At 59.6% G+C, this 26,610-nt stretch carries 34 protein-coding genes and 2 pseudogenes; 8 read left to right on the top strand and 28 right to left on the bottom strand.

Going from position 1 to position 26,610, the window contains the following annotated elements; translation table 11 throughout:
- Positions 1-4: 4 nt before the first annotated feature.
- Positions 5-1,498: a lysine--tRNA ligase gene (gene lysS, locus K6U75_12320; protein MCL6475823.1), complete on the bottom strand. Its 1,494-nt coding sequence runs from the start codon at positions 1,496-1,498 to the stop codon at positions 5-7.
- 9 nt (positions 1,499-1,507) lie between these two features.
- The gene (gene greA / locus K6U75_12315; GenBank protein ID MCL6475822.1) at positions 1,508-1,984 is read right to left on the bottom strand and encodes a transcription elongation factor GreA; all 477 of its coding nucleotides are present in this window, start codon (positions 1,982-1,984) and stop codon (positions 1,508-1,510) included.
- Positions 1,985-2,314: 330 nt separating this feature from the next.
- On the opposite strand from greA, the gene K6U75_12310 reads away from it, so the two are divergent.
- Positions 2,315-3,160 (top strand): YihY/virulence factor BrkB family protein, encoded by an 846-nt coding sequence (locus tag K6U75_12310; GenBank protein ID MCL6475821.1) that lies wholly within the window; start codon positions 2,315-2,317, stop codon positions 3,158-3,160.
- A gap of 686 nt (positions 3,161-3,846) precedes the next feature.
- Here the strand turns inward: K6U75_12310 and K6U75_12305 are convergent.
- Positions 3,847-4,014, bottom strand: a pseudogene (locus K6U75_12305) (DUF1559 domain-containing protein).
- A gap of 221 nt (positions 4,015-4,235) precedes the next feature.
- Here K6U75_12305 and K6U75_12300 point away from each other — a divergent pair.
- Complete coding sequence (locus tag K6U75_12300) at positions 4,236-4,937, top strand: hypothetical protein (protein ID MCL6475820.1); 702 nt, start codon at positions 4,236-4,238, stop codon at positions 4,935-4,937.
- 50 nt (positions 4,938-4,987) lie between these two features.
- Here K6U75_12300 and K6U75_12295 read toward each other — a convergent pair whose 3' ends face one another.
- From K6U75_12295 to K6U75_12245, 11 genes and pseudogenes are all read right to left on the bottom strand, one after another.
- Entirely contained in the window at positions 4,988-5,203 is a 216-nt protein-coding gene (locus tag K6U75_12295; GenBank protein ID MCL6475819.1) for a hypothetical protein, read from the bottom strand.
- 3 nt (positions 5,204-5,206) lie between these two features.
- Positions 5,207-5,854 (bottom strand): annotated as a pseudogene (locus K6U75_12290) (peroxiredoxin).
- Between the two features lie 115 nt (positions 5,855-5,969).
- Positions 5,970-6,569, bottom strand: a complete 600-nt coding sequence (locus K6U75_12285) for a hypothetical protein (GenBank protein MCL6475818.1) — start codon at positions 6,567-6,569, stop codon at positions 5,970-5,972.
- Positions 6,570-6,584: 15 nt separating this feature from the next.
- Positions 6,585-7,286 (bottom strand): phosphoribosylformylglycinamidine synthase subunit PurQ, encoded by a 702-nt coding sequence (purQ, locus tag K6U75_12280; GenBank protein ID MCL6475817.1) that lies wholly within the window; start codon positions 7,284-7,286, stop codon positions 6,585-6,587.
- Positions 7,283-7,525 (bottom strand): phosphoribosylformylglycinamidine synthase subunit PurS, encoded by a 243-nt coding sequence (gene purS, locus K6U75_12275; GenBank protein MCL6475816.1) that lies wholly within the window; start codon positions 7,523-7,525, stop codon positions 7,283-7,285. Before purS ends, purQ begins: the two co-directional genes overlap by 4 nt.
- A gap of 55 nt (positions 7,526-7,580) precedes the next feature.
- Entirely contained in the window at positions 7,581-7,844 is a 264-nt protein-coding gene (locus K6U75_12270) for a thioredoxin family protein (GenBank protein ID MCL6475815.1), read from the bottom strand.
- A gap of 27 nt (positions 7,845-7,871) precedes the next feature.
- Positions 7,872-8,939 carry a permease gene (locus K6U75_12265; protein ID MCL6475814.1) on the bottom strand — a complete coding sequence of 356 codons (1,068 nt, stop codon included), beginning with the start codon at positions 8,937-8,939 and terminating at the stop codon, positions 7,872-7,874.
- Positions 8,940-8,979: 40 nt separating this feature from the next.
- Positions 8,980-9,348: a heterodisulfide reductase subunit A-like protein gene (locus tag K6U75_12260; GenBank protein ID MCL6475813.1), complete on the bottom strand. Its 369-nt coding sequence runs from the start codon at positions 9,346-9,348 to the stop codon at positions 8,980-8,982.
- A 13-nt stretch (positions 9,349-9,361) separates the two neighbouring features.
- A complete protein-coding gene (locus K6U75_12255; protein ID MCL6475812.1) occupies positions 9,362-10,102 on the bottom strand; it encodes a sulfite exporter TauE/SafE family protein in 741 nt (246 codons plus the stop codon).
- A gap of 24 nt (positions 10,103-10,126) precedes the next feature.
- Complete coding sequence (locus K6U75_12250) at positions 10,127-10,840, bottom strand: aromatic aminobenezylarsenical efflux permease ArsG family transporter (protein MCL6475811.1); 714 nt, start codon at positions 10,838-10,840, stop codon at positions 10,127-10,129.
- A complete protein-coding gene (locus tag K6U75_12245) occupies positions 10,812-11,318 on the bottom strand; it encodes a nitrophenyl compound nitroreductase subunit ArsF family protein (GenBank protein ID MCL6475810.1) in 507 nt (168 codons plus the stop codon). The genes K6U75_12250 and K6U75_12245 overlap by 29 nt, the downstream gene beginning before the upstream one ends.
- A 114-nt stretch (positions 11,319-11,432) precedes the next feature.
- Between K6U75_12245 and K6U75_12240 the strand changes: the two genes are divergently transcribed.
- Positions 11,433-11,834 (top strand): metalloregulator ArsR/SmtB family transcription factor, encoded by a 402-nt coding sequence (locus tag K6U75_12240; GenBank protein ID MCL6475809.1) that lies wholly within the window; start codon positions 11,433-11,435, stop codon positions 11,832-11,834.
- 3 nt (positions 11,835-11,837) lie between these two features.
- Here the strand turns inward: K6U75_12240 and K6U75_12235 are convergent, their stop codons facing one another.
- From K6U75_12235 to K6U75_12190, 10 genes are all read right to left on the bottom strand, one after another.
- Positions 11,838-12,734, bottom strand: a complete 897-nt coding sequence (locus K6U75_12235) for an aldo/keto reductase (GenBank protein ID MCL6475808.1) — start codon at positions 12,732-12,734, stop codon at positions 11,838-11,840.
- Between the two features lie 15 nt (positions 12,735-12,749).
- A complete protein-coding gene (gene purN / locus K6U75_12230) occupies positions 12,750-13,388 on the bottom strand; it encodes a phosphoribosylglycinamide formyltransferase (GenBank protein MCL6475807.1) in 639 nt (212 codons plus the stop codon).
- Positions 13,385-13,762, bottom strand: a complete 378-nt coding sequence (gene acpS, locus K6U75_12225; GenBank protein MCL6475806.1) for a holo-ACP synthase — start codon at positions 13,760-13,762, stop codon at positions 13,385-13,387. The genes purN and acpS overlap by 4 nt, the downstream gene beginning before the upstream one ends.
- 3 nt (positions 13,763-13,765) lie before the next feature.
- Positions 13,766-14,437, bottom strand: coding sequence for a protein jag (locus tag K6U75_12220; GenBank protein ID MCL6475805.1), 672 nt, complete (start codon positions 14,435-14,437; stop codon positions 13,766-13,768).
- Positions 14,438-14,455: 18 nt separating this feature from the next.
- Positions 14,456-15,733, bottom strand: a complete 1,278-nt coding sequence (gene yidC / locus K6U75_12215; GenBank protein ID MCL6475804.1) for a membrane protein insertase YidC — start codon at positions 15,731-15,733, stop codon at positions 14,456-14,458.
- Between the two features lie 106 nt (positions 15,734-15,839).
- Positions 15,840-16,094 carry a membrane protein insertion efficiency factor YidD gene (yidD, locus tag K6U75_12210; GenBank protein ID MCL6475803.1) on the bottom strand — a complete coding sequence of 85 codons (255 nt, stop codon included), beginning with the start codon at positions 16,092-16,094 and terminating at the stop codon, positions 15,840-15,842.
- Positions 16,091-16,441 carry a ribonuclease P protein component gene (rnpA, locus tag K6U75_12205; GenBank protein ID MCL6475802.1) on the bottom strand — a complete coding sequence of 117 codons (351 nt, stop codon included), beginning with the start codon at positions 16,439-16,441 and terminating at the stop codon, positions 16,091-16,093. The genes yidD and rnpA overlap by 4 nt, the downstream gene beginning before the upstream one ends.
- Positions 16,442-16,454: 13 nt before the next feature.
- Positions 16,455-16,625, bottom strand: a complete 171-nt coding sequence (gene rpmH / locus K6U75_12200; protein MCL6475801.1) for a 50S ribosomal protein L34 — start codon at positions 16,623-16,625, stop codon at positions 16,455-16,457.
- Positions 16,626-16,659: 34 nt separating this feature from the next.
- Entirely contained in the window at positions 16,660-17,379 is a 720-nt protein-coding gene (locus K6U75_12195) for a TlyA family RNA methyltransferase (GenBank protein ID MCL6475800.1), read from the bottom strand.
- A gap of 5 nt (positions 17,380-17,384) precedes the next feature.
- Positions 17,385-18,161 (bottom strand): SIMPL domain-containing protein, encoded by a 777-nt coding sequence (locus K6U75_12190; GenBank protein MCL6475799.1) that lies wholly within the window; start codon positions 18,159-18,161, stop codon positions 17,385-17,387.
- Between the two features lie 295 nt (positions 18,162-18,456).
- On the opposite strand from K6U75_12190, the gene K6U75_12185 reads away from it, so the two are divergent.
- Positions 18,457-19,242, top strand: a complete 786-nt coding sequence (locus K6U75_12185; GenBank protein MCL6475798.1) for a tetratricopeptide repeat protein — start codon at positions 18,457-18,459, stop codon at positions 19,240-19,242.
- Complete coding sequence (gene folP, locus K6U75_12180) at positions 19,218-20,075, top strand: dihydropteroate synthase (GenBank protein MCL6475797.1); 858 nt, start codon at positions 19,218-19,220, stop codon at positions 20,073-20,075. The genes K6U75_12185 and folP overlap by 25 nt, the downstream gene beginning before the upstream one ends.
- Positions 20,076-20,095: 20 nt before the next feature.
- Here folP and K6U75_12175 read toward each other — a convergent pair whose 3' ends face one another.
- Together K6U75_12175 and K6U75_12170 are read right to left on the bottom strand one after the other, a co-directional pair.
- Complete coding sequence (locus tag K6U75_12175; GenBank protein ID MCL6475796.1) at positions 20,096-20,644, bottom strand: macro domain-containing protein; 549 nt, start codon at positions 20,642-20,644, stop codon at positions 20,096-20,098.
- 11 nt (positions 20,645-20,655) lie between these two features.
- Positions 20,656-21,438, bottom strand: a complete 783-nt coding sequence (locus tag K6U75_12170) for a M55 family metallopeptidase (protein ID MCL6475795.1) — start codon at positions 21,436-21,438, stop codon at positions 20,656-20,658.
- 120 nt (positions 21,439-21,558) lie between these two features.
- Between K6U75_12170 and K6U75_12165 the strand changes: the two genes are divergently transcribed.
- Entirely contained in the window at positions 21,559-21,831 is a 273-nt protein-coding gene (locus K6U75_12165) for a hypothetical protein (GenBank protein ID MCL6475794.1), read from the top strand.
- A gap of 306 nt (positions 21,832-22,137) precedes the next feature.
- A complete protein-coding gene (locus K6U75_12160; GenBank protein ID MCL6475793.1) occupies positions 22,138-23,319 on the top strand; it encodes a hypothetical protein in 1,182 nt (393 codons plus the stop codon).
- A 104-nt stretch (positions 23,320-23,423) separates the two neighbouring features.
- On the opposite strand, the gene K6U75_12155 is transcribed toward K6U75_12160, so the two are convergent.
- Complete coding sequence (locus tag K6U75_12155) at positions 23,424-24,437, bottom strand: cellulase family glycosylhydrolase (protein ID MCL6475792.1); 1,014 nt, start codon at positions 24,435-24,437, stop codon at positions 23,424-23,426.
- Positions 24,438-24,715: 278 nt separating this feature from the next.
- On the opposite strand from K6U75_12155, the gene K6U75_12150 reads away from it, so the two are divergent.
- Positions 24,716-25,495 carry a methyltransferase domain-containing protein gene (locus K6U75_12150; GenBank protein ID MCL6475791.1) on the top strand — a complete coding sequence of 260 codons (780 nt, stop codon included), beginning with the start codon at positions 24,716-24,718 and terminating at the stop codon, positions 25,493-25,495.
- A gap of 182 nt (positions 25,496-25,677) precedes the next feature.
- Here the strand turns inward: K6U75_12150 and K6U75_12145 are convergent.
- A partial coding sequence (locus tag K6U75_12145) for a HEAT repeat domain-containing protein (protein ID MCL6475790.1) occupies positions 25,678-26,610 on the bottom strand: 933 nt, incomplete at its 5' end.

Below are 26,610 nucleotides of genomic sequence, written 5' to 3'. Positions count from 1 at the left end.
CAGTCTATCCCTTCGGGCGCATCTGTGGGAAGAAGATGACGTCCTGAATGGAATCCGCGCCCAGGATGACCATCGCCATTCGGTCCATGCCGATGCCCAGTCCGCCAGTCGGGGGCATACCGTACTCCAGCGCGGTGACGAAATCCTCGTCGTAGGGGTGCGCCTCTTCGTCGCCCGCGGCGCGCATACGCATCTGCGCCTCGAATCGCTCGCGCTGGTCGTCGGGGTCATTTAACTCCGAGAAGGCGTTGGCGACCTCCTGGCAGGCGACGTATCCTTCGAACCGGCGCGTGAAGCGGGGGTCTTGAGGATGTTTCTTTGCCAGCGGCGAGGTCTCTATCGGGTAGTCGGTGACGAAAGTAGGCTCGATCAGGTTGGGTTGTACGAACCGCTCCAGCAGTTTCTCGATAATGCCTCCGACAGTGTGCTCGTTCTCGGTAGGCAAGCCTTTGCGCTCCATCGCCGCCTTCGCGCTTTCGAGGGTGGCGAACTCCTCCGGTTGGACGCCGGCGTAGTACTCAATCAGGTCCAGCAGGCGTCCACGCTTCCACGGAGGGGTCATATCTACCTTCTGACCGTTGTATTCGATGTAAGGCTCGCCGCGCACCTCGAGACACACATGGTAGAACAGCCGCTCCACTAGGTGCATGATGTCTTCCAGGTTGGCGTATGCCTGATAGAGTTCCAGCAGGGTGTATTCGGGGTTATGGCGGCGGTCCATGCCCTCGTTGCGGAACACGCGCCCGATTTCGTACACCTTCTCGATGTTGCCTACGATAAGGCGCTTAAGGTACAGCTCCAGCGAGATGCGCAGATGAAAATCCACGTCCAGCGCATTGTGGTGGGTGATGAACGGACGCGCCGCTGCACCTCCTGCCAGCGGTTGCAACACCGGCGTTTCCACTTCCAGAAAGCCCTCTTTATCCAGGAACCGGCGCGTTGCCTGCACGACACGGCACCGGTTCAGCAGTATCTGGCGCGACTCGCGGTTCACCAGAAGGTCCAGGTAGCGTCGGCGGTAGCGCAGTTCCACATCCTGCAAGCCGTACCAGTGCTGCTCGCCCTTCTCCTTACCGAAGGGGATGGGGCGCAAGGCTTTGGAGAGGATGGTGAATTCGCGCACGTGCACGGTGGTCTCTCCGGTTTTGGTACGGAACACCTCGCCCTGCACGCCGAGGAAATCACCCAGGTCCAACAGTTTGAGCAGACCGTAACGCTGTTCGCCCAGGTCGTCGGCGCGGAGATAGATTTGAATCTTATCGGAGCCGTCCTGCAGGTGCATGAAAGAGGCTTTGCCCATCAGGCGCATCGCCACGATACGCCCGGCAATGCGCACCGTTTTGCCTTCCAGCTCCTCGTAGTGGTTCAGTATGTCAGCGGCGAGATGGGTACGCTCGTATCGCTCCTCGCGATAGGGGTCTATGCCCATCTCGCGCAGCGCCTGCAGCTTCTCTCGCCGCCTCAATACCTGATCGTTCTCTTCGTGCGTCAGTTCCATCGGTCTGGTCTATTTCCGGATTTGTAGAATCTCGTACCGTACCTTGCCCGCCGGTATATTCGCCTCGACCACTTCGCCCACCCTGTGTCCAAGCAGCGCTTCACCGATGGGCGATTCGTGGGAGATACGGTCTTCATCGGGGTCCGCCTCGAAGGGGCTGACCATGCGGAACTCCCATTCTTCCCCCGTATCGATATCGCGCACGCGAACGTATGAACCGATGCTCACGTGCTCGGTCGAGATATCCTCGTCTTTCAGGATGACCGCCTGGCTCAGGATTTGACGCAGCTCCAGTATTCGCCCTTCGATGAGCGCTTGCTCGCTTTTGGCATCCTCATATTCCGCATTTTCCGTCAGCTCGCCAAAATCCTTCGCTTCGCGGATGCGGTCTGCCACCGCTTTGCGCTCCACCTTGCTCAGGTGCTCCAGCTCTTTCTCGATGCGTGCGTAACCCTCAGCGGTCAGCACGATCTCCTGTCCGTTCAAGGTGACTGCTTTCATCGGTGTCTGATGCTCCTTGTTGAACCTCTCATGCCCTCCTCGGCATGAGGCTCATGGTGATATACGTAAAAACGGACGCGCATTGCGCCCGCGTCGGGAAAGGTATATTCGGGTATGTCGCTGTTTCCCTCTGTTATTGTGCCATATTATACCAGTATTCCTGCTTGTTTCACAGGATACACACAGCAAGTTATCTTGACGAGGATATCGACGCAAAAGTTCCCAGCAGCGCCACGTGCAACCGCACCCCTCCCTGTTCGCAACGGAATCCGCCTCCTGCATGCCGAACATCTCCAATGAGAGAAGGGAGCCGCCATGTTTCACCGGATAAAACACGGGTTCCAGGTCGCCAGAAAAGCGTATCGCGGATGGCGCGAGCACGATGCCCCTTTACTCGCCGCTGCTATCGCCTTTTATGCGATGCTGTCGCTGTCGCCGTTACTGGTGGTGGCGGTAGCGGTGACGGCACTGGTGCTCGAGCCGGAGGTGGCGTCGCAGTACCTGATCAACGTGGTGGGGCAGGCTGTCAACGAGGAGAGCGCACGCTTCGCCCAGGAGGTCCTGCGCAATACCCAGCGTCCTGCCAGCACCTTTTCCGCTGCAGGTATCAGCCTGTTGCTGATGCTTTTCGGGGCGGCACGGCTCTTCCGGCAGCTCAAGGCAGCGGTCAATATCGTATGGGCTACCCGCCAACAAAGTCAGGGATTACGTGCGACCGTGCGTGAGCATCTGCTGGCGGTGGTGATGGTGCTGCTCGCGGCGACAGCGCTGGTGGTGTGGTTGGGAGTGGATGTGGTGCTTTCCGCGCTGTCCGCGCGGTGGAGGACGGTTTCGGCGGGGTGGCGGTGGCTGAACTTTGTTGCGGGATGGATGTTGTTAACGCTGCTTTTCGCGACCACCTACCGCCTTCTACCCGATGTGCAGTTACGCTGGCAGGACGTGTGGGCGGGTGCCGCCATCGGTGCATTTCTGTTCGCGTTGTGTAAGCTGGTGGTGGGCGTTTACCTGGGGTTGACAGGTGTGCAATCGGCATACGGTGCGGCGAGCGCAGCGGTGGTGCTTCTACTGTGGGCATACTTCTCCACACAGGCGTTCCTGTTCGGAGCGGAGTGGGCAAAAGTGGTATGGGAGGAGAGGCAGAAAACCACCTCCCTGCAATAGTGCCCATCCAGTGTCTCGTGTCGTTGCCACGCGCGCCGGAGGTCACGGATAAAAAACCCCCTGAGGAGGTTTGCTCCCCAGGGGATGATTATTCAAGGAACCGATTACTCATCCGGATAGACGCGGTTCGGCTCGCGGAACCAGATTTTGGCGTGTCCATCGCGGAAGCAGATGTTCACGGCGTAAACCGCGCCGAACGGTCCAGTCTGCGGGTCCATGTGCAGCGGCACATCTTCGCGGAACATCTGAATGCGCGCGGGATAGAGTGGCTTCATGTTCGGGTTCGAGCAGCTCGGGCTGCCCCATCCTTCGCCTAAGGGCGGGAACCATGCCTCCTGGTCAATGCGCACCTGCCCCGGCTGCTCCATAGTGCCTCCGATGCCTGTACACCCTGCCGTGTTCCAGAAGCGGTAGCTGGTGTAGAAGTGGTCATACTGGTTGTCCGGACGTGGTCCGATACCGCCGTAAGTGCTTCGGCAGATGTGCTGTCGCTTGTAGGCATCAGATGGGCAGTAGAAGATGTCGGTGTTCTTGATGTAAGGCAGCAGTGCCGCGATGTACTTGCGCGGACCCAGATCAGGGTCGGCGACGATCTCCGGGTCACACCACGGATTACCGGTGCAGCAACCTGTATTGTTACATATGGTGCACCCGGGGAAGTTGAAGCCGCGGCCGTTCAGGTGATACATGTATCCATCGTAGTCCTGAGCGTACTGCAGCATCGCCAAGCCCAACTGCTTCATGTTGCTGAGGCGGCTGGTCTGCCGCGCCTTCTCGCGGGCTCGCGCGAACACCGGGAACAGGATCGCTGCTAGTATCGCGATAATCGCGATAACAACGAGCAGCTCAATCAGGGTAAACGCCTTGCGTTGCCTGGGAGACTGCCTCCTTCCGAATGGTTATTCGCTTAAGTACTCCCATTATATACGAGGGGACCAAATTTGTCAAGCGGGTTACAGGAGATTCTCATCGTTTTGAGAAAAATGTTTCAGAGTGTCCCTGCCAGACACAGCCGACGTGCCCACTCCAGCAAGCAGGTGACGCAGGAAGCACCGGCGAATCAACGGCAGCGAAGATGATGTACACTCGCGTTCACTTTCAGGCAACCTGTCTGCTTCTCTTTCTACTACTTGCCGGTTGTGCCCGTTTTCCTGAAACGGGACAGGCTGTCAGCAAGCGGCTGGTGGTACAGTTTCGCGTCGCGGGGCAGGTGCGCCCCGATTATCACTACTTCATTCTCATTGACAACGACGGCGATTTTCTGGGCGTCAACGGCCCGGTGCCGCCGGTTGCACCTCCGTGGGGCGGTAACGGCTTCGCGACGGGTTCCTTTCAGTTCTTCATAGAGCATTACAGCGCGCTGCCGTTTAATGGATTTATGCTCTACAGGGTGCTGGACCCCGACCGCCTGCAGGTGTTTCAGCCGCTGGGACCACCCCTGGAAGCCACTGTCAGCGCAGACGGCAAGAGTGTGCGCGTGGTGATCGATTTCGGTAGTATTGCACGGGACGGGCAAGAGCCGGCGGATATCCGGGTCCTTCAAGTCAATATCATCGCCACCGACCGTACCCCCAAAGACCCCACGGACACCTCCTTAAAGATGTGGGATGCTCTGGGCGATTCGCGCCAGTTCCCGAACACCTACCTCACTATCCAGACCGACACCGACCGCGTTGTCCGCAACAGCGATACCAATCTGGAACCGGTCGGGGATGTGGTCGACGGCAACGACCCCGATTTAGACATTGTGGACTGGCAGATAGAGGTGCGGTCATAGACGAACACCCCTCTCCCGCAGCGTGGGAGAGGGGTAAAGGGTGAGGGCAGCTATAACTTCTGCCTTCCGCTTTCCGTCAGGCTATAGCGCCCTTCTTTCTCTTCGACCAGACCCGCCTGTGCCATCTCGCGCAGACCGCTACGCACCCTGAAGAGAGGAAGCCCTGTGGTGTGCGCAATCTCCTCGGGTGTTGCAGGCTCGCTGAGGGCTTCCAGTATCTTCCGTGCTGACGCGGTCAGCGTGCCGTCTGCGCTGATACATGCCATCGCCTACAGCTCCTTCTTGCACAGGTACCAGTCGGTGCACTCATATCCCGCTTTGACACGCTCCTCCGCTTCCTCTAATGTCGTGGGCGGAGGCACGATGACCTTATCGCCCGGCTTCCAGTTTGCGGGCGTGGCGACCTTGTACTTATCGGTGGTCTGCAGAGCATCGATCAACCGCAGAATCTCGTGCATGTTGCGCCCTGTGGTCAACGGGTAGTAAATCATCGCCCGCAGAATGCCGTCCGGGTCGATGACAAATACACAGCGCGAGGTCTCGGTCTTGCTCTCGCCGGGCATAATCATCCCGTACAGCGTAGCGACCTCTTTGTTCAGGTCGGCGATAATCGGGAAGGGGATCTCTACGCCTGTCTTCTCCTTGATGTTGCGCACCCATGCGATGTGTGAGTAAACGCTGTCGATACTCAAGCCCAGCAGGTCCACCCCGCGCTTCTGGAGCTCCGGGTAGATTTCTGTAAAGGCGATGAACTCGGTGGTACACACGGGGGTGAAATCAGCCGGATGCTAGAACAGAACGAGCCAGCGTCCACGGTAGTCGGACAATCGAATCTTCCCATGCGTGGTCACGGCTTCAAAATCGGGGGCAGGCTCGTTCAAGCGCGGCAAGCCAACGGGCTTCACGACTTCCGTCATTTCGGCCGACATCGCGCACCTCCTCCGTTGGATAGTCTATGGAACCACTAAACCCGCAACGATGCGGTGGTTCCATCCTTAAGGATACCGCAAAGCCATGCCATTTTGCAAACGCCTAACGCTTGCGCTGCTGTCGGCTCTTCAGGAACTCCTCTTCCGCCTTTTCGAGGTCTTTCAGCGTTTTGCGTTTGGGCACCTCAGTGGTGGAGGTGACGGATGCCTGCGCTTTCTGCTGAGGAGGCATCGGCTCTTTTGCCGAAGAGGCACGCGCCTTTGGCTCAACGGCAGCGGTGTCGGCGGCAGACCTGGAAACGGGGCGGGTTGTTGCGGCTTTGTTCTGCGGCTCGGTGGTTTTGGCGGTCGATGTCGCTCGGGTGCGTTTGCCTTCGGGTTGCAGGTCCTCCACGCGCACCAGTAACACGTAGTTCAGGTGAAACTCACGCTCCTCCGGCGTCAGGCGGGAGCGTGCCTCCTCCGAAAGGCTCTCGATCCATCGGTTCTTCATGCGCTCCTGCGCCTCGGTGTGGCGGGTCAGCACCGTCTCCGGCAGGCTGTCTAAGTCCACCTGCACCGCGGCGCGCCCGTCGCTGTACAGGCGGTAGATAGTGCCTCGCAAGCCACCCATGTAGGGGTAGTAAGCACGCTCTTTGGTGTCTTCGCTCGTCTGTTCGCGCGATACAATCCGCACGCGGTCGCCCTCTTTGAAGTTCGCCATGTTTCACCTTCCCCGTTACCGTGCTGCCGCCAGCGCGGAGTGCACGATAGAATGAAAAATCTTCAGACCGTCTTCAGAGCCTAAAATCGCCTCGCAGGCGCGTTCCGGATGGGGCATCATGCCCATGACGTTGAAATGCTCGTTGGCGATGCCAGCGATGTTCGCCAGCGAACCGTTGGGATTGCTCTCCTTCGTCAACGCGCCACTGCTATCGCAGTAGCGGAAGAGTATCTGGTTGTTCGCCTGCAGCTCCTGCAGGGTTTCGCGGTCGCACACGTAGCGCCCTTCCCCGTGTGCGATGGGGATGCGCAGCACTTCGCCCACCTGACACCGGTTGGTAAAGGGGGTATCGGCGTTCTCTACGCGCAGATAGACATGCTTGCAGACAAAGCGCAACCCTTCGTTGCGCACCAGCGCACCCGGCAACAGGTGCGCCTCGCACAGAATCTGGAAGCCGTTGCAGATGCCGATAACCAGTCCCCCCTGCCGGGCGAACTCTTCCACCGCCTGCATCACTGCCGAGAAGCGGGCAATCGCGCCGCACCGCAAATAGTCGCCGTACGAAAAGCCACCCGGCAGGATGACGCAATCCACGCCGTGCAGGTCGTTGTCCTGATGCCAGATATATTCCACCGGCTGTTGCAGTACATCACGGATGGCGTAGTAGGTGTCGGCATCGCAGTTCGAGCCGGGGAACACCACCACCCCGAATCTCATTCCAGCACCTCAATCTCATACAGCTCGGTGACCGGGTTTGCCAGCAGGCGGTCGCACATCTCTTTCACCTGTGCCTCCACCGGCTGCCCTTCGTCGGCAATGTCCAGCTCGATCACCTTGCCGATACGCACCTGATTCACGTTTTGATAGCCCAGGGCGTGCAGCGCATCCTGCACCGTCCTGCCCTGGGCGTCCAGCAAGGTGGGTTTCAGCGTGACGAGTACGCGCACTCTGGGCATCAAAGAAGTCCTCCACTTGCTAATTCTACCCCAGAGCGCGTCTTTCCTGCGCCGGCTACCCTTCCGTTGCCATCAGGGACGTGAGCGTCTGCACCAGTTCAGGCACAGAAGGCACCTTGCCCTGCACCACCAGCTTGTCGTCTACCACCAGCGCAGGCGTGCTGAGCGCTCGCACCTCCTGCATCCGCTTGATGGAGTGCTGCAGGTTGGTGATGTGTTCCACCTCCGCCTCGATGCCGAGTTGCTTGACTGCCTCCTTGGCGTTCTTTTCCAGCGTATGGCATCGCGGGCAACCCGAGCCCAGTACCTCTATCTTCATGTCTTCACCTCCTTGTTTTTGAGAAGTTTATCGCCATACCAGACTGCCTGCCGCCCAGCCGACGATTGTGCCCAGCACAATCAGCGTGACCACATATACCGCTGACTTGCGCGCGCCAAACACCCGCGCGATGGCAATCCAGTTGGGCAGGCTCAGCCCCGGTCCCGTCAGCAACAGCGCGAGAGCGGGTCCCTTACCCATACCCAGCTGCATGAGCTTGTGCACGAAAGGCGCTTCGGTCATGGTGGCGAAGTAGCTGATGGCACCCACCAGAGTCGCGATGAACGACGCCCGCAGGCTGTTTCCGCCCACCAGTCGCTCCACCAGCGACTGCGGCAACAGCGCACCGATAACGCCCACGATGAACACGCCTACCAGCAACAGCGGCAGGATGATGCGTACGAACCACCACGTCTCGCCCAGCCAGTGGCGGATTTCCTCCGATGTCTTGGTGCGCCAGGCATACAACGCGACGATGACCATGCCTGCCGCCCAGACCACCACCTTCTGCCAGTAGGGGCCGGTGCGGATGACGTAGTTGGGCGCGAGCAGGTCGCTCACGATGAGCAGCAACAGCACGATGTCGCGCCATCGCACGTGCGCGGTGGGGTCTGTGGCTGGTCCTGCATTCGCTGACTGCGCCTCTACCAGCCGCTGCATCTCCTCGTGGCGGAAGGCGAAGGTCATCACGCTGCCCACCACCACCGCCATCAGGAACGCGCTGATAATGCGCACCACTGCCATGTCCCAGCCGATAATCGCGCCGGTGTAGGTTAGCGCCAGTACGTTGGTGGCTGGAGCCACCCACAGGATGATAAACGCCGCGCCGAGGCTCGCGCCAGCGAAGTACACACCTGCCGAGACCGGGATGACGGTGCAGGAACACGCCGCCACGAAAAAGCTGGCAAACGCCGCGCTGATGTAGGTGACGATTCGATGCGTGGCGATGCCCAGATAGCGCAATACCGCCTCCTTCGGTACGAACGCCACCATCCCGCCAGCCAGCAGGAAAGCCGGAATCAGGCAGGTCAGGATGTGGTAAGCCACGTAATCCTGCAAGGCTAAGAGGCCGCCCTTGAGCGCTTCTACAATCATGTCTCACCTCCCGTGCGAGAGTGGCACCTCTGCCGCGGTATCACGCTGCCTGCGCGACCTGTTGTACCGCCTCTTTCAGACGGGTAATAACCCCCTCGTTATTGGTGTTGCGGATGTCCACCGGAATGAAGCGACGCTCATCGAAGCCGGTCTCCCGCAACAACTTTTTGAACAGCTTGACCTGCGCTTCAGGTGCACACGCGCCAACTACCACGTAGGTCTCATCGCCGGCGTTCCGAAGCACCTCCCGGAGCACGGCGTTGCCGCCCTGCCCACACAGCTGCGCGTTTAACACGGCATACGTGGCGTCCAGCTCGGACTCGATCTCAAACAGCAGGGTGTCCATGTCCGTCTCCTTAAAGGAGGGACACAGCCCCTTGCAGTTGCAGAGCACGATTTTGACTTCCATTGTTCTTTCCTCCTCAGTGTATCAAGGTGTAGATTTTGTACAGGGTCATCACCACGATGAGCACTCCAAACAGTTGCTTTAGCCGCTGGTTGGGCACATACGAACTGGTGACTTTTGCTCCCAGGTACGAGAAAACGATACCGACCACGATGCACCACACGGTGATATGCATGTCCCACTGCGCGGTAGACAGATGCGGTATCAGCGCAGAGAACGAAGGTGGCGTCACCGCGAAGGCATTGATGCCTGCCGCCATCTTCGGCTCGAAGCCCACCAGTATCAGCGTGGGCATCAGCAGGAAGCCAGGTCCTACCCCCAGCAGACCGCTCAGGATAGAGATGGGCACTGCCAGTACCAGCGCCAGCGGGAAGTTGGGCACCTGTGTGCCTTCTCCTTTTACCGGTTTGAACAGGCGGTACGCGAGATAGGCGACCGCGAAGAAGTAGATAATCCAGATGGTTTTCTGGGGGATACGCTGTGCCAGTACCGCGCCAATGGGTGCACTGACGGTGGTTACCACTGCCAGGGTGAACGCCTTCTTCCAGTCGATGTATCCCGAACGGGCGAAGCCGAGGGTCGCGAACAGCGCAGTAACCCCGTTCAGCGTCAGGCTGAGCGGCTGCACCTCGTGCACCAGGCTGTTCATGAACAGCCCCAGAAATGGGATGGCGGCGAAAGCCACTCCCAGCCCCAGCATCCCCGACACGAAAGAGAGGACGCTCAAGCCCACCACAATAATCACGTCACGCGACATGGTTGCCTCCGGTTACACCGCTACTTACCACCAGCGGAAGATAGCAGACCCTGAAAGATAGATGCCCAATCCTATCAGCAGCACACCCGTTCCCACGCGAAACACTTTTTCCATCTGCGATAGTCGGTTCAGCCATGCTCCGGCGGCATTCGCGCCTCTCGCCAGTGCGACGGCGATGGCAACGACCGGTACCGCTGTGCCGATGCCGTAAATCAGCGGGTAAGGCAGATAAAAACCGCTTTTCACACAGAGAGGGATCAGCGCACCGAAGTACAGCGCTGCGGATACCGGACAGAACGACAGCGCAAACACAAAACCCAGCGCCATCGCTGCGAACCAACCCCAGTGCTGGGCACGCTCCGCCGTCCACAAGCCCAGCCGGTTCGTCGGAACGGGAAGGGGAACCAAATCCAGCAATATCGCCCCGACGACTACCAGCAACGGACCCAGCAGCCTGTGCAGATGATGCTGCAGGAAGTAGGAGGTTGCCGGGATTGCCAGCAGCCCCGAAACCACAGCGACAGCAATCAGCAAATAGGCTAAGGCGCGTCCCAGTGTGTAAAACAATCCGGATACAACCACTGCGCCGGGGCGCCCTACCTCGCGTGAAACAAACCCCAGCCCAGCCAGATTCGTTGCCAGAGGACAGGGGCTGATAGAGGTCAACAGCCCCAGCCACAAGGAAGTAACCAGCGGTATGGACTGCCAATCACCCATTTTGCCCGGTCGCCCCAACAAAGGATGCTATCTCCTGCGCGATGTATTCCTGCAGACCCTCCAGCGAGGTCTGCTGCCATATCCCTTCCATGTTCTTGTGGCGCACCTCTTTACCGTCCTGATACTCTACCAGCACCAGTGACTTTGAGTAGAGCTGGTAGTCGCCGATAAAGTGGCGGTTTTGCGGGTTCTCCACATCCACAGGGCGAAATTGCAGCAGACCTTTGTCCACCAGGTTTTTGAACTGCGCATTGACTACCTGGCGTGCGACTTTCTCGATAGCAAGACAGGATGCGCAACGGAAGGTGGTATGAAAGTAGTAAAGCACCACATACCTGCCCTGAGCGGGTATCTGCGGGCTGACTGCTTGTGCACTGGCTGTAGAGGTCTGTTTTTCGTTTTCGGAGGAAACGGGCATGTCCTGGTCGCTGATTGCGCGGAGAAGCACGAGTGCAGCAAATAACAACAATGCCGCGCCGATGAGCTTTTTCGTGTTCATATCTGTGCCTCTCTTTATCGTGATACTATCATATTGCTATTTGACGATTTAATTGTATCACAGAAATTGGAAATTATCCAGTTTTTGCAGTATAATGGGATTGGGATGAGAGAAGTGGACAGTCTTTCGTACATGGAAAAACTGCTCAAGGCTCTGGCGGATGCGAATCGCCTGCGCATTTTGGCGGCAGTGCAGGACGGTGCGTTGTGCGTGTGCCAGCTCATGGGCATTCTGGGGCTGAGCCAGTCCACCGTCAGCAAACACCTGTCGGTGCTGAAGGAGGCGGGGCTGCTGGTGGAGGAGCCGCGTGGTAAACGCAGCTTCTACTCGCTACCGGCGCAGTATCCCTCCCCGTTCGTCTCCGCCATGATGAGCGCTGTTTTACAGGAGCTGAGGGCGCATCCCGCCACCGAAGAAGACCGCCGCCTTGCCGAGTTCATGCGCGAGTTGCGCATCGAAACGGTCGAAGCCGCACGGAACGTCCGCAAGAAGCGCAGGATGTTGCGGTTGTTGTAGCGCCTACCCCCGTCCGATGGCGATTGCTTCCTGCAGCAAGCCTTCGTCCATTGGATGCTGCAGCAAGTCGACATTACGCCGCAGGTTCTCCGCCCGCCGCGTGCCGACAAGCACCGCGCTGATGCCCGGATGGCGATGCAGGAAGTGCAGGGCAAGCGCGTGTAGCAGTTCCGCGTCGCCGTTGCACAGTTCCAGCAGCTTCTGCACCTTCGGGGGGCGTTGCTCAGGCGGCACAGTCAACGCGCGTGAAGTAAGCCATCCCGCTGCCAGTCCACTGCGGATAAGCACGCCGATGCCTTTCTCGTGCGCGCGGGTAATGAGGTCGTGAGCGCTCTGGTCCAGCAGGCTGTACCCAATTTGCAACACCTGAAAATCGCCCGATTCGATACATCTCTCCAGCACGTCCATGCCCGGCGATGCTCCCAGGAAGCGTATTTTGCCCGCCTCCTGTGCCTCGCGCATGGCACGCAGCGTTTCGCCTTCGTCCAGCACCTTTTGGGACTCGGGACCGAAGTGAATCTGCATCACGTCTATCACGTCGGTGCGCAACAGGCGCAGGCTGAGGTCTATCGAATCCCGAACCGCCTGATAGGAGAAGTCGTAGTAGGTACGGGGGTCATCGCTGTGCTCACCACATTTGCTGCAGAGCACATATTCTGCACGGCGGTGCGAGATATATTTCCCGATGCGTGCTTCGCTCTCGTGATAAGCGCGGGCGGTATCGATCAGGTTAATGCCCATGTCCAGCACAGCGTTGAGCGTTTTGCCCGCCTCTTCCTCCGCGGGGCGGCGGCGTTGCTCCGCGTCGCCCAGACCCCAATCGCGCCCTATCTCCAGCGCGCCGAAGCCGATGAACGTCACCTGTAAACCTGTGTTTCCCAGAGCGCGTTTCTCCAGCATGTCGTTTGTCCTCCTCTATGATGCGGGCGGCAGGATGCGCACCCGCCTGCCCTCGATGCGCAACCGTCCCTGCGCGAACAGCTTCACCGCCTGCACGTATGCCTGATGTTCCTGCGCCAGCACGCGCGCGGCAAGCGTCTCCCACGTGTCCTCTTCCTCTACCGGCACGCACCGCTGCACGATAATCGGTCCGGTATCATAATGCTCGTCCACAAAATGCACCGTACATCCCGAAACCTTCATGCCCGACTCCAGCACCGCCCGGTGCACATGCTCGCCATACATACCCTTGCCGCCGAAGAGGGGCAACAGCGCGGGATGGATGTTCATCACCCTGCCCGCGTATGCCTGCACCACCGGTGTGGGCAGCAGTCGCATATAGCCCGCGAGGCACACCAGGTCTACCTTTGCCTCGTCCAGAGCGTGCAGCAATCGGTGCGCGTACTCCTCTTCGGTGAGGTTGCGGGGAGAGATGACGCGCGTGGGGACACCCTTCCCGGTAGCGCGTTGCAGGGCGGGGGCTTGGCGGCGCGTGCCGATGACCAGCACCACCTGCCCATCGACCTCACCGCGCTGGCAGGCATCGATAATCGCCGCCATGTTGGAGCCGCGCCCATGCCCCGAAACGAGGATGGCAATGCGGATGGACATCAGTCACCCTCCCAGATGGCAATCGCGATGGCAAAGGTCGGCTCGTGCGCGATGCTGACGTGCATCCGTCCACCACCGGCGCGCTCCGCCGCCTCGCCGTACAGGTTCACGTAAGGCTGTCCCGAGGGATGGTTCAGTATCTCCATATCGCGCCAGGGCACTTTGTGCCCCAGTGCCTTGATGATGGCTTCTTTCGCGGCGAAGCGACCGGCAAGATGCAGAAGGAAGCTTTTTTTGCCCTGCTGGCAGTAGGCGTATTCGGCATCGGTGAGGATACGATGTGCAAAGCGTGGGTGTCGCTCGCACACTTCCGCGATGCGCTGAAGTGCCACGATGTCGGTACCCACGCCCTTTACCCGTCCGCTGATGTGCAACATTGCTCACGGTTTACGCGGAGAGATAACCACGCGCCGCTCCGGCTCCTCACCCTCGCTGTAGGTATACACGTCGGGGTCGTTCATCAGCGTCTGATGGATGACGCGGCGCTCGATCGCGTTGAGCGGGTCCAGCACCGCCTCTTCGCCACGCTCCTTCACCTGCTTCGCCACCTCCAGAGCCATCCGCCTCAATTTCTCCGCCCGCTGTTTGCGATAGTCGCCCACGTCCAGCAGCACGCGGGTGGTCTTATCATAGCGCTTGTTGATGATGATGTTCAGAATGTATTGCAGGGCGTCCAATTGGGGTCCGGCGAACCGCTGGGCATCCCGTCCGACCAGCTCCAGCTCCACATACGAGTCGTAGCTATCCCGCTTGATGGCTTTCACCGCCAGTCCGCTGGCTCGCAACGCGGCGTTGACCACTGCCATCACTTTTCGTTCGGACTCTTCGGACGGAGCCTGTTTGAGTGCGGTTTTCAGCGTCGCCCGAACGCGCGCCGGTGTAAAGCCCAGCACCCCGAAAATCCCGCGGGAGCCTTCATCCAGGATTTCCCACTCGACCTGCTCATCGGTCGCCTGAAGCATCTGTAAGGCTTTTTCCTTCGCCTCTTCGACGGTGCGTCCCGTCGCTTCCACGCTCTGCACGGGTGCGTTTTCGGTCATTGACTGCACCATCCTCCTTTCCCTCCTTGTTTACTTTCTGCGGCGCGGCTTGCGCGTGTGATGATTTTTGCCGGGATTGCTGCTGGCGGCGGCGGGCGCCGGTTCAGGGGGAGTCGCAACCGCTTCGGCAGGCGCGGCGGCCTCCGGTTCGGGCTTCATGTAATGCAGCTGCTGAGCCGTCATCAAGATATTGGATAAAAGCCAGTAAAGGACAAAAGCCGACGGAAAGTGCCACGTGTACATCATGTACAACATGAACACAGTCATGAACAGGGACATCATCTTCATCTGTTCCGCCTGCGCCGGGTCGCTCACCGGGGTCAGCCGCTGGGTGATGTACAGGCTGATGGCATAAAGTAGCAGCAGCGGCAGGTCGTGCTGTCCCAGGTTCGCGCCCACGATGCCCGGAAACCTCTCCGCCAACGATGGGTTAATCCACAGGAAGAACCCCTTGCTGAACTGATACTCGTACATGCGGATGGTGTAGTACAGGTAAATCAGGATGGGCATCTGTATCAGCATGGGCAAACAGCCAGCAGCAGGATTTACCTTGTGCTGCTTGTACAGCTCCATGATTTTTTCGTTGAGCTCTTGCCCCTTGTAGCGTTCGCGCAGCCGCCTGACCTCTGGCTCCAGTTTCTTCATCTCGCGGAACGATCGGAACCACGCCAGCCGCAACGGGGTCAGCAGCGCCATCACAATCAGCGTGAACAGCACAATCGCCACCCAGTAGCTCAACCACGGCTGCCTGCCGGTCAGCGCGACCAGAATATCCCAGAAGCGATAGGCGGGGTGGTTGCGGTTGCGCTCGTCGATGCGGCGCAGGATGGCGTCCAGCCGCTGTTTGCCTTCCCCTTTGGCGACCGCCGAGCCGCGGAACTCGTTCTCCACCCGACGATACGCCTCAAGGGCTTTTTGTTCCAGATTGTTGCGTTCTTTCTCGTCGGTGGTTTTCTGCATCCGCAGTTCGTACAGTTCGCCGATGCGCAGGGTGGCTTCGGCGGCGATTTCGCCGGTGCGGTACTGCTTGATCAGCTCCTCATAGATTTTGAGGGCATCATCGAAGCGGTCCATCTTGCGCATGTACATGGCAGCCAGGCGCAGTTGCGCTTCCGCTGCCAGAGGGCTCGAGCCAGCTAGTTGGATTGCTTGCTGGTAAAGCTTTTCCGCTTCGGGAAACTTCCCTTGCACCTCTTCCTGTTGTGCCTTTAGAAGTACGGCGTCGGGTGATGGTTGCGAGGTTTGTGCCAGAACCGGCACCGCGAGCCACGACAGCAGAAGTAATAGTGCGAGCGATAACGTTCTCAACGGAACTGACCTCTCCTGTAAGAGCTATTTTTTACCGGAAGCCCTCCGTGGTGAAAGACACCTCCGGTATGACGAAAGTTCGATTGCCTGTTTCAGCCTGCCCCCGTTACCTGCGCGTTCCGTGCTGGCGTGGAGGCACTGGGTCGTATCCGCCGGGCGAGAAAGGATGACAACGCAGGATACGCCGTACCCCCAGCCACAACCCGCGTATCACACCGTGTTCGAGTATCGCCTGTGCGGTATATTCCGAACAGGTCGGGGTGAAGCGGCACACAGGCGGAGTGAAGCGCGACACACGTTGATACAGTCGAATGACGCCGACTAAAGCCCTTTGCCACCATGTAGGGCGTGGCGCAGTCATGGCTCCGCGCTCTCTTTCCAGACCTTCGCGCTGCGAAACAGGTTCTGCATCTCCCGCAGCAGCTGACGATAGTCTGCTTCACCGGCGTTTTTGCGGGCAACGAACACCGCGTCGAAACCATCTATCAGACCGGGCAGGCACTCCCGACACGCTGCACGCAGACGCCTTTTAACCCGGTTGCGCACCACCGCTTTCCCGACCTTCTTGCCCACCACAAAGCCGAATCTGCGCCCGCCTGGCTGCGGGCGCACGTACAGCACTAAATGCGCCTGAGCGTACGCCTTGCCCTCATTATAGCACGCAAGAAAATCCTTGCGTCGGCGAAGACGCTCACGGCGGGGAAGCACAGGCTTTCCTCAGTTAAGAGTGTTCCGGACCGAAATGGCGGCAGGTATCCGATACCGTCAGCCGATGACGACCTTTCAAACGGCGCCGCTTCAGCACGTTGCGCCCGTCTTTCGTGCGCATCCGGGCACGAAAACCGTGCACCTTGCGCCGATGACGATTATTCGGTTGATAGGTACGTTTCATGCCTATTGCGTTCCTCCGTCAACAGGGAATTATATCACAAACGGCTTCCCTCGCGCAAGCGCAGCCAGTACTCGCGGTTGCCCTCCTCTCCTGCCACCGGGCATTCGAAGGCATCAAGCACTAGCCAGCCCTGCCCCCGACACCAGACGACAAAATCCTGCAGGATTCGCTCCCGTGCCTGCGCCGAGCGCATCACCCCCTTCTTCGTGAGATGTGGCGCTTCAAACTGCGGTTTCAGCAGCGCCCATACCTCGCCGCCCTCATGCAGCCAGCGAAACAATCCGGGCATTACCTCTTTCAGGGAAACGAAGGAAACATCCACGACAACCAGATTCACCCGCTCCGGCAGTGCGCGGAGAATGCGGGCATCCGTGTCTTCGAGCGACACCACACGAGGGTCTTCCCGAAGGCGAGGGTGCAGCTGTCCGTGACCCGCTTCGATGGCGTAAACCTTCGCCGCGCCATGTTGTAGCAGGCAATCGGTGAAACCTCCGGTACACGCACCGACATCCGCACAGACCATCCCCTGCAGCGACACACTCCACCGCCGAAGCGCAGCTTCCAGTTTTTCGCCACCGCGCCCCACATACCTCGGCTGACGAAGCAGCGTAACTGTACTCCCGGAATGCACCGGGGCGGCGGGCCTCGTGACCGCTTTGCCGTCTACCAGCACCTCACCCGCACGAATCAGCTCCTGCGCCTTTTCACGGCTTTCTACCAGTCCCTGTTCCACCAGCAGCCTGTCCAGCCGCATGGGTGCTACTCGGCGTGGAAGGTGGCGTTCACCTGTACGTATGCGCGAAGTGACTGCCACTTGATGCCGCCCGGCGTGAAGGAGGGGCTAATATGCAGCTCGGGACTGCCCGGCTCTTTCACGTCCAGCCGCGCCATTTTTACCCGGCTCTTACCCATCTGCCTCGCGGCGGCTTCCGCCATCTTACGCGCCTTCGCCACGCCATCCTGCACCGCCTGCCGCTTCAGACGCTCCATATCCTGCACGCGGAACTCCACCAGCACTTCCTGATAGACCGGCGCACTACCGATGCCGCCGAAGCCACCGCGGTAGCCTCCCTGGCTGGTGATGCCCTGTCGGGAAGTATATTCGCTCAGCGCATCCAGTATCCGAAACAGCGTGTCCAGCCTGTCTTCACTGATGGGCATCCGCAAGCTGTAACTGAAAGACGCCTCGAAGCGCCTTTGCTGGTGCGCGCCTGTGTCTTCACCCGGGCTGGATGTGATGCCCGGCATCGAGGGCACAACTTCCGACACCTCCTCTTTCAGCATGTCCCTGCCGATGCCCAGCGGAGCCAGCCTTGCCGCAACCTGCTGAAAGAGACGGCGCACCGCCTGACGCGCCTCCACGGAGGTCTCTCCCTGCCCCCTCAGTGTGAAATACACGACCACACGGTCGGGCAGTACCTGCGCCTCTCCCACAGCCGACACCGAGATGGGCGTACCTGGCTGCGATAGCGATGGCTTCTGAGCGATGCCAATCAGGAGGGCGATAAGCAACGTGTAGATGATAGGGGTTCTCATCGTTTGGCTCCTTCCTCCTTGTCTACGAGTAATGCTTTGCTTGAAGACACACATTCCTCGCCGCACCACTATAGCACAAATCCGGCAGGTACTTCAAGATAACCGCACGGTAAGTCATGTCCTTCAGGTGAGACGGAAAAACGGCCTGGGCGCGTTCGCCAGTTGCCCCGACATCAGCATTTGATGGCGATCGGGGTACAATAGTAACGGGTTGATATGCCAGAAGGAACAGGAAAACCAGCTTCGACGTCGAAAAGGTATCTGCTCCATTCAGGTGTGAGCAAGGAGGAGACGGATGAGACCGACGGAGCGCTCCGCCGGACAAACCAACGAAGCCAGGGGGCTGCTGCGGCAGGCTCAGGAACTGGCGCAACAGGGTGACTATACGGCTGCCCTCGCGATGATTCAACGCGCGATGCAGAGCGGGGCGGATGAATATACCTGCTATATGCATATCGCCGCGCTGGAGTGGCAACGCCAGCGAACGGATGCGGCGATGCTGGCACTGCAACACGCCATCGAACTGCAACCGCACCGCACCGACGCCCGCGAGAAGATGGCGGAACTGTACCTGGAGGCGGGTGAGGTGGACGCTGCTATTGAACAAGCCTCACAGGTTCTCCGCCGCGACCCGGATAACGTCACCGTGCGCCCACTGCTGGTCGCGGCGCATCTGGAAAAGGGTGACTGGGAGTCCGCCCTGCGCGTGCTGGACGACCTGATTGCGCGCGCTCCTAACGAGCCCATCTATCATTTCCATCAGGCACAGGTGTTTCAGGAGCTGGGGCAATGGGGGCTTGCGCTTATCGCCTATGACCGCGTGGTGGAAATCGGCACCGACCGCGAGCTGGCTGAGCGCGCTGCGGAAGCGATAGCCATGCTCGACCGCATCCAGATTGACCATATCCTGACCCTCGTGCTGGAAGACCCGCAGTTCCGGCGACAGATTCAGGAAGACCTTGAAGGCGCGCTGATAGACCGCCAGTTCGCACTGAGCCGGACGGGCATGACCGCGCTGCGCATCATTCTGAGCCAGATGCAGGATAACAATCTTCCATGGAAACCGGTGCTGTACCACTGAACCACGTTCACCGACTCCGGCAAATCGTTCGTCAGCGCACTGTCGTCATGGGGATACTCAATGTAACTCCCGACTCGTTCTACGACGGCGGACGGTATGCGCAGGTGGAAGCGGCGGTACAGCGCGCTCTGCAAATGGTGGAAGAGGGAGCCGATGTGCTGGATATCGGCGGCGAGAGCACCCGTCCGGGTAGCCTGCCGGTTCCCGAAGAGGAAGAGCTGCGGCGGGTGCTGCCGGTGATCCAAGCGGTGCACGAGCGAACGGACGTACCCATCTCGATAGATACCACTAAGTCGCGCGTTGCCGAGCGGGCGTTGCAGGCAGGGGCGTGCATGGTGAACGACATCTCCGGTCTCGGTTTTGACCCACGCATGGCGGAGGTAGTCGCGAGGCACGGCGCGCTGTGCTGCATCATGCACATTCAGGGCACGCCGCAAACCATGCAACAGAACCCGCAATATGAAGATGTGGTGCGCGACATCAGCCGCTATTTCGAAGAGCGTCTCGCTCTGGCGGAACAGGCAGGCATCCCGCGCGAGAACATCTGGCTGGACCCGGGCATCGGCTTTGGCAAAACGGTGGAACACAACCTCGAAATCCTGCGCCGCCTGCGCGAGTTCACTGCTTTGGGCTTGCCCATCCTCATCGGCACCTCGCGCAAGTCGTTCATCGGCAAGATTCTGGGTGACCTGCCCCCCGAAGAGCGACTGGAGGGCACGGCGGCAACGGTGGCTATCGCCATTATGAACGGCGCGAACGCTGTGCGCGTGCACGATGTGCGAGAGATGGTGCGCGTGGCGCGAATGACCGACGCGGTGTGCCGGCGTATGTAGAGACGACGTGTGCGTTGTCTCTACCGACGTCGTGCCAGCACGTGTTGGTACCCCTCCAGATGCGCCTTATCCCAGCAGGCGATGAGCGCGCTTTGCAGCCTTCCCTCGTTGCGCTGAATCGCCTCCAGGATGGCGTGGGCGCATTCCTCGGGGTTCCATCCGACCAGCTGGTCGGTGAAGTCCGGGAAAATCACGCGGCGCGCCCCAAGCTCTTCGCACCTTTTGATTGCGCTGTCCAGCGCGGCTGCCAGCAGTTCCGGCGTGGCAATCAGCTGTTCGTCCAGCGGGTTGGCGTGCACGATGTAACGTACACGCAGCATCCCTCCGCCGGTGTGTATTGCCTCTCCCGGCGGCAGGGGAGCGTAACGACGGGCCTCATCTTCCACCATGTCACCCGCCTCGTCGCGCACGCGCTTGCTCACCCGCGCTCCCATCCACAACAGCCGATTGGAGAGCAGTATCAACGCATCCGCTCTCAGGCTGCGCAGGTAGAGAACGTGGTACAGCTCCACAGTGCATTGTCCCACACGCTCGCGCAAGACAGGCTTTGGCGAGAAACCGAACAGCATCTGCCACCTCCTTATAGCCAGTCAGAAAGGCGTTCAAAGACCGCCTCGGTGGTGTAGGCGTCGATGCGCCGCCAGCGTGTGTCCGCCAGAGACTGACGCTCTGCGTCTTCCAGCCGCTTGTAGTGAAGGCGTACGGTAACGGGGCTTTGCACCCGGAAAGGTTGCATCTCGGATAATCGTGCTACCGCCCGCGTCACCCCTTCATATATTTCCTTCTCTACTTGTTTGGGGTGCTTGCTCAGCGCAGCGTTCCAGCCAAAGCTCTGTTTGGTCACCACAGTCTCTACCCAGGGCAAAAACCGCTTCGCCTCGGCAACGCATTTGTCGTCGCTGCTGACGAAGATGACCGGCACACCCGTCTCGCCTGCGACTGCCGCATCGATCTCTACTTCGCCCATCTGCACTCCGTTGACTTCTATCCACTGGTAGGTTTTGGAGCTGTAGGAATGCGCCAGCACTGCGTTTGGCGTGTTGTCCATCGCGTGGTAGCCGATAAACAGCACACCGTCGAAACTCTCGTCCACACCCGGGTAACGGCGTCCAAACCCCACGCCCAGCGCAATCTCCACGCGCTCGTCCAGCTGGTCGTAATCGAGGTTGACACCGCCGCCATGGCTGTCGGAGACGATGACCCGCTCTGCACCCGCATCGAAGAGAGCACGTGCTGCCGCGTTCGCCTCGCGCACGGCTTGCTGGCAGGCAAAGGCATAGTTGCGCGAATCGGTCAGCGTGCCCCCGGGTGCACCTACCACACAGGCTAATCCCTCACAGTCTACCGATACAAAGAAGCGCATCCACCCCTCCTGCAGGATAGTGACTGAACTGCTCGAGTCTATTCGGCACAGGGCGAAGAAGAACCCTGCCTGAAGTGCTGCCTGCAAAGGCAGAGTTCAACCAGAACGGAGGAACCAACGATGCTTGTTATCAAGAAAATCCCGTGGTATCCCCTGGCGCTGATGCTGGGCGCAATGTACGTCGTGGTTGGGATTGTGGTCGGAGCCATTTTCCTGTTGGTCAGCGTGGCTCAAGGCGAGAGGCTAGCGTATGGAGTGCTGTTTTTGCTTATCTCGCCCATTTTTTACGGGGCGCTTGGTTTTATCGGCGGCGCAATCCTTGCTGCTTTGTACAACCTGCTGGCGCCGCGCATTGGCGGCATTCGTCTGGAGGTGGAACAAACAGGTCCTTGATCCCTGCAAGGAGTCACCCAGCATAAAGACGGGAGGCGTCTTCCAGACCATACATTACCCGAAGGGCGAGGCTCCTGCCGAGCCGTTGCGAAAGGGTTCGGCTTACCGAAAGGTTCGCCCTCCAGATAGCACATTCGATGCCTGCAGATTGCCTTTTCGTTGTCGAGAGCCGCGGGCTGAAGCCCGCTGCTGCCATGAAAGGATTTATCGAACGCCCCTGCGGTGGGATTGCTTTTGTTTCATGCAGGACTCGTCACCTGTACCGAGTATATCAGTGGACGTAACACCACCAACAGGAGAACAACCATGCCCCAACCAGATATCTGTAAGGAGTTCATGATTTCGTTCTGGTGCGCGCCGCCCGCCGAGGAAACGAACCTGCAGCGCTATCGTGAAATCGCAGAGTGTGGCTTCAACGTGGTGCTCCCACCGTGCGGCGCGTGGAGTGTGGAACTGAATCGCCAGATATTGGACCTGTGCCAGAAAACCGGTCTGAAAGCGATTGTGGGCGACGGCAGGATACTCGCAAAGCAGCCTGATGACCCCGACTTTGCCCGCAACCTCGATGCCGTCATTGCCGACTATGCCCACCACCCCGCGCTCGGCGGCTATTTCCTCGTCGATGAACCCAGCGCCTCTGCCTTTCCTTTGCTGGGTGCGGTCAACCGGTACCTGTTGCAGAAGGACCCGAAGCGCCTGCCTTACGTCAATCTCTTCCCGAACTATGCGAACGAGCAGCAGCTGGGCACAAAGACCTACGACGAACACGTTTCCCGATACATCAAGGAGGTTCAGCCCGCGCTGGTGAGCTGGGACCACTATGCGCTTTTCGAAAGTGGTGAGCGCGACATCTACTTCGAAAACCTGGAGATTGTGCGCAGGCATTGCCTGCAGGCGAAGGTGCCCTTTGTGCAAATCGTTCTGACGGTGCCACACGGTCCGTATCGCGACCCCGACGAAGCCGACCTGCGCTGGCAGGCGTACACCACTCTGGCATATGGCGCAAGGGGTATCCTCTGGTTCACCTACTGGACGCCCCACGACCCGCAATGGCGTTTCCGCAATGCAATTATCAACGAGAAGGGCACACCTTCCACCAAGTACACCATCCTGAAAGACCTGCACGCGCGCATTCGTAGTCTCGCCCGCACGCAGATGCGCTTGCGAAGCATGGGGGTTTACCACACGCCACCTCTGCCAAAGGGCACAGTGCCTCTGGACGGCGACGCGCCAGTCACAGAATGCGACACGGAGGACATATTGCTTGGCTGGCTGCGCGATGGACGGCGCAGGGACTACCTGTGGGTGGTGAACCGCTCGCTCCGGCAGGGTCGTCGCACGACTTTACGCCTGCGTGCTTCCGTACGCGAGCCAGCGGAGGTGAATCAGAGTGACGGGCTGATACAGCCTGTTCCTTACGATGCCTCCAGACGATGCCTGCAGATATCTTTGCTGCCCGGGGAGGGAAGACTGTTCGTGCTGGCGTGACCGCAACAGGGGTTGCGAGCCGCGAGGCAGCAAAGCCCCTGCCTTCGGGCAGGGGCTTGCGTTCCCAACCCGAGCCCGTTACCCGGGTGCGCTTGGATACACCCTTACATGGACTGCAGCAGTTCCAGCATCTCACGGTCCAGCTTGTGCCCGCGCCAGTCTTCGTAGCGCACATCGGCACGTCCGCTGTCCACAGGACCGAAGGAGCCGTAAAAGTTCCACAGTGCCCAGCCCCAGCCCGCCTCCTTCCAGAGGCTGAGCAGGTCGCGCATCCAGGCAATCACCACCTTGTGCGGCGTCTGGTTATGCGCGCCGAACTCGCCCACCATCACGCCCACGCCTTTCTTTTCCAGCTCTTTCCACGGCTTGTAGATGCGCTCCCAGATGGTCTGCTTGTCCCAAACGGTGTTGCCCTCGCGCCAGGGGTGAGTGGGTTCGGGCCATTTGTCGGAGCCCTGTACCCAGCTCGCTCTGTAGTGCGAGATGACGAATGGGTCGTATCCCCGCGTTGCGCCTGCCACCTTCAGCCCGACCAGCTCCTCGATAGGTGTTCTCGCCCAGTTCAGACCGTCGCAGATGATGAGGCGGTTCGGGTCCTGCTCGCGGATGGCTTCCACCACGCGCTCAACCACCTTGCGGTGAACTTCAGGAGTGATGTTCGCAGGCTCGTTGAACAGGTTGAAGCTGACCTGACTGTTGGGGATACCCTTATACCGCCTGGCGAAATGCGCCCAGTGCAGGCAGCACACCTTCAGCGCCTCGGCGTCGGTCCACAGTGGTTTCGGCTCCGGCGGTGAGGCAACGGTGTAGCCCGGCGCACGATGGAAGTTGATACACACGTGTATCCCGTGCTTCTGTCCGTAACGCACTGCCGCGTCGATGTCCTTCAGCACCTCTTCGCGCAGCTTCGTCCAGTCCGAAGGCTCCGTCCAGCAGCGGTAGTCCATTGGCAGGCGCACGAAGTTAAAACCCAGTTCGGCAATCCACGCAAAATCTTTCTCCTCAAACGGGCGGTTGTTCCAGTCAAGATGGAACTTGTTGAGCAGGTTAAACCCGCGCCAGCGAGGCAGTTTTTGTGGGCTGGCGGCTGGAAGCCGGCGTGGTGCAGTCTGTGCCATTTCCATACCTCCTCTCTTCTTGCAGCCGTATTGGCTTCTGTTTTCCCTGTGCGCAGGGGGAATCCTGTGTGTTAGCCTTGCCGAAAGTGCGGAATTTCAAGGACTTCACCACAGAGGAGACGGATTTCACAGAGGGGCTCCCTTCTCGATGCCCTCTGTGGTGAATCGAGGATCCCCTAGTGGAGATATTGAGGCATTAACGCTCCAGCTGGCGCAAGCACGAACAGTGCGCAGGTGGAAGGATATGGTACACTAATCGTGCGTGAACGGTAGAAGGGATGCCAACCAGACAAAACAAGGAGATGTCCGACGCTGCTTTCACGCTCATTGCCCCATACTACGATGAGCTGATGCACAATGTGCCCTACGACTTCTGGGTGCGGTATGTGCAGGAGCTCATCGAACGCTACCGCCTGCGGGTGGAGAGCATTCTGGATCTCGCCTGTGGCACGGGCAATGTGGCGATGCGGCTGGCGAAGATGGGCTACGAAGTGTGGGGGGTGGACATCTCCGCACCCATGATTGCCGAGGCGAAGCGCAAGGCGCAGCAGGCAGGGCTGGACGTCCACTACGAGGTGCAGGACGCGGCGCAACTGCAACTGCCCACACAGTTTGACCTCGTGCTGAGCCTGTTCGACAGCCTGAACTATATCCTCTCCCCCGAAAAGCTGCAGGAGGCGTTCCGAAGGGTCTACGCGCATTTGCGGTCTGGTGGAGCGTTCATCTTCGATGTCAACACCGAGTACGCCCTGCGCGAAGGGCTTTTTGATCAGGACAACCTCGGTTCGCGCCGCCGCCTGCTGTACCGATGGAAGAGCCGCTATGACGAGGAGACCAGAATCTGCACGGTGGAAATGGAATTCTGGCTGCGCAACGAAGCGGGAGAGGTCGTCCAGCACTTTATGGAGGTGCATCGCCAGCGGGCGTACGGGCTGGATGAGCTGCACACCATGTTACGGAACGCTGGTTTCGACTACGCCCGCGCGTTCCATGCCTACACCCTGCGCCCGCCACACGCCACCACCGACCGCGCCTTCTTCGTAGCGACGAAGTGGTAATCTGGGGGGAGAAAAACCTCACGCACCCGGATACGCTCGATGGTTAGCTGAGCCATAATCACGTCTATCCAGGACAGTACGCCACCGTCTTCCAGTCGTTGGGCGATAAACTTCTGCAAGGCAGGAATGACCTCTTCGCCAGCGATGTCCCCCAGACGTCGCCCTGACGATTCGTTGGCGCATCACCGCGCCTTGCGGCGCAACTCGCGAATTGCCCGGCCGATTTGTGACCTGACGTAATCGAAGTTCTCCTTGTCCATCTGGGATTTCAGCACCGGTATCGCTGCTCGGGTGCCCGCTCTTGCTAGCGCCCTGGCGGCAGAGTTACGGATACGGGGGTCGGAATGCTCGACCAACAGCTTCAGCAGCACCAGTTCGGCGCGAGAGTCGCCCAGCTCGCCCAGCGCGTCAACGGCGTCCACCCGCAGAGTGACATCCGCATCGTTCTGCGCCACTTCCAGCAGGTCGGGCAAGGCGGATGGGTCGCCGATTTTGCCCAGCGCGGTGGCAGCATTCTTGCGCAGTCTGCGGGTGCCCGTCTGCACCACGGAACGTAACAACTCCACCGCCTGCTGAGAACGCATCTCCCCCAGCACGCGAATAGCCACTCCCTGCACGTTCTCCGGTGCCTCGCATGGCGGAGGCTCTGCGATAGCCCTCAGCAACAAAGGAACCGCCTGCTCGCCAAAAAGCGGCAATATTTTGTAGGTAAACCTGCCGGGGCCACCGTTGCCAATGGACCGCAGGATGGCTTTGACGGTCTCGGTCGTGTCCATGCCCTTCGTGCGCACATGCCAGTATAGCCACTCGGGGTCCTTCTCGCCCGGCTCAAGGTGGTACTCTGCCCACGGCATGAGAGTGGGGCCATACAGAAACAGCACGCCCTCCAGTTCCGGCAGCACCCTTTCGTCCTCGAATTGCGCCAGAAAGTGCAGGATGGAAAACTGGTTGAACAGCCACTGCGCCTTCGACATCTCCTGCCTCGCCTTTCGCACCGCTTCCAGAACGGCTGGCACCGTATCGGTTGCGCCCATCCTCGCAAGGGCACGAATGCCATAGCCCAGCCGCCTTATCGCCATTGCTCTCCAGCGCCCATCGGGCGAGAGCGCGTCGGG

The organism is Bacillota bacterium (assembly GCA_023511455.1).
Taxonomy (GTDB): domain Bacteria; phylum Armatimonadota; class HRBIN16; order HRBIN16; family HRBIN16; genus HRBIN16.
The sequence above is the reverse complement of the archived record's forward strand: the minus strand, read 5'-3'. Positions and strand labels throughout refer to the sequence as shown.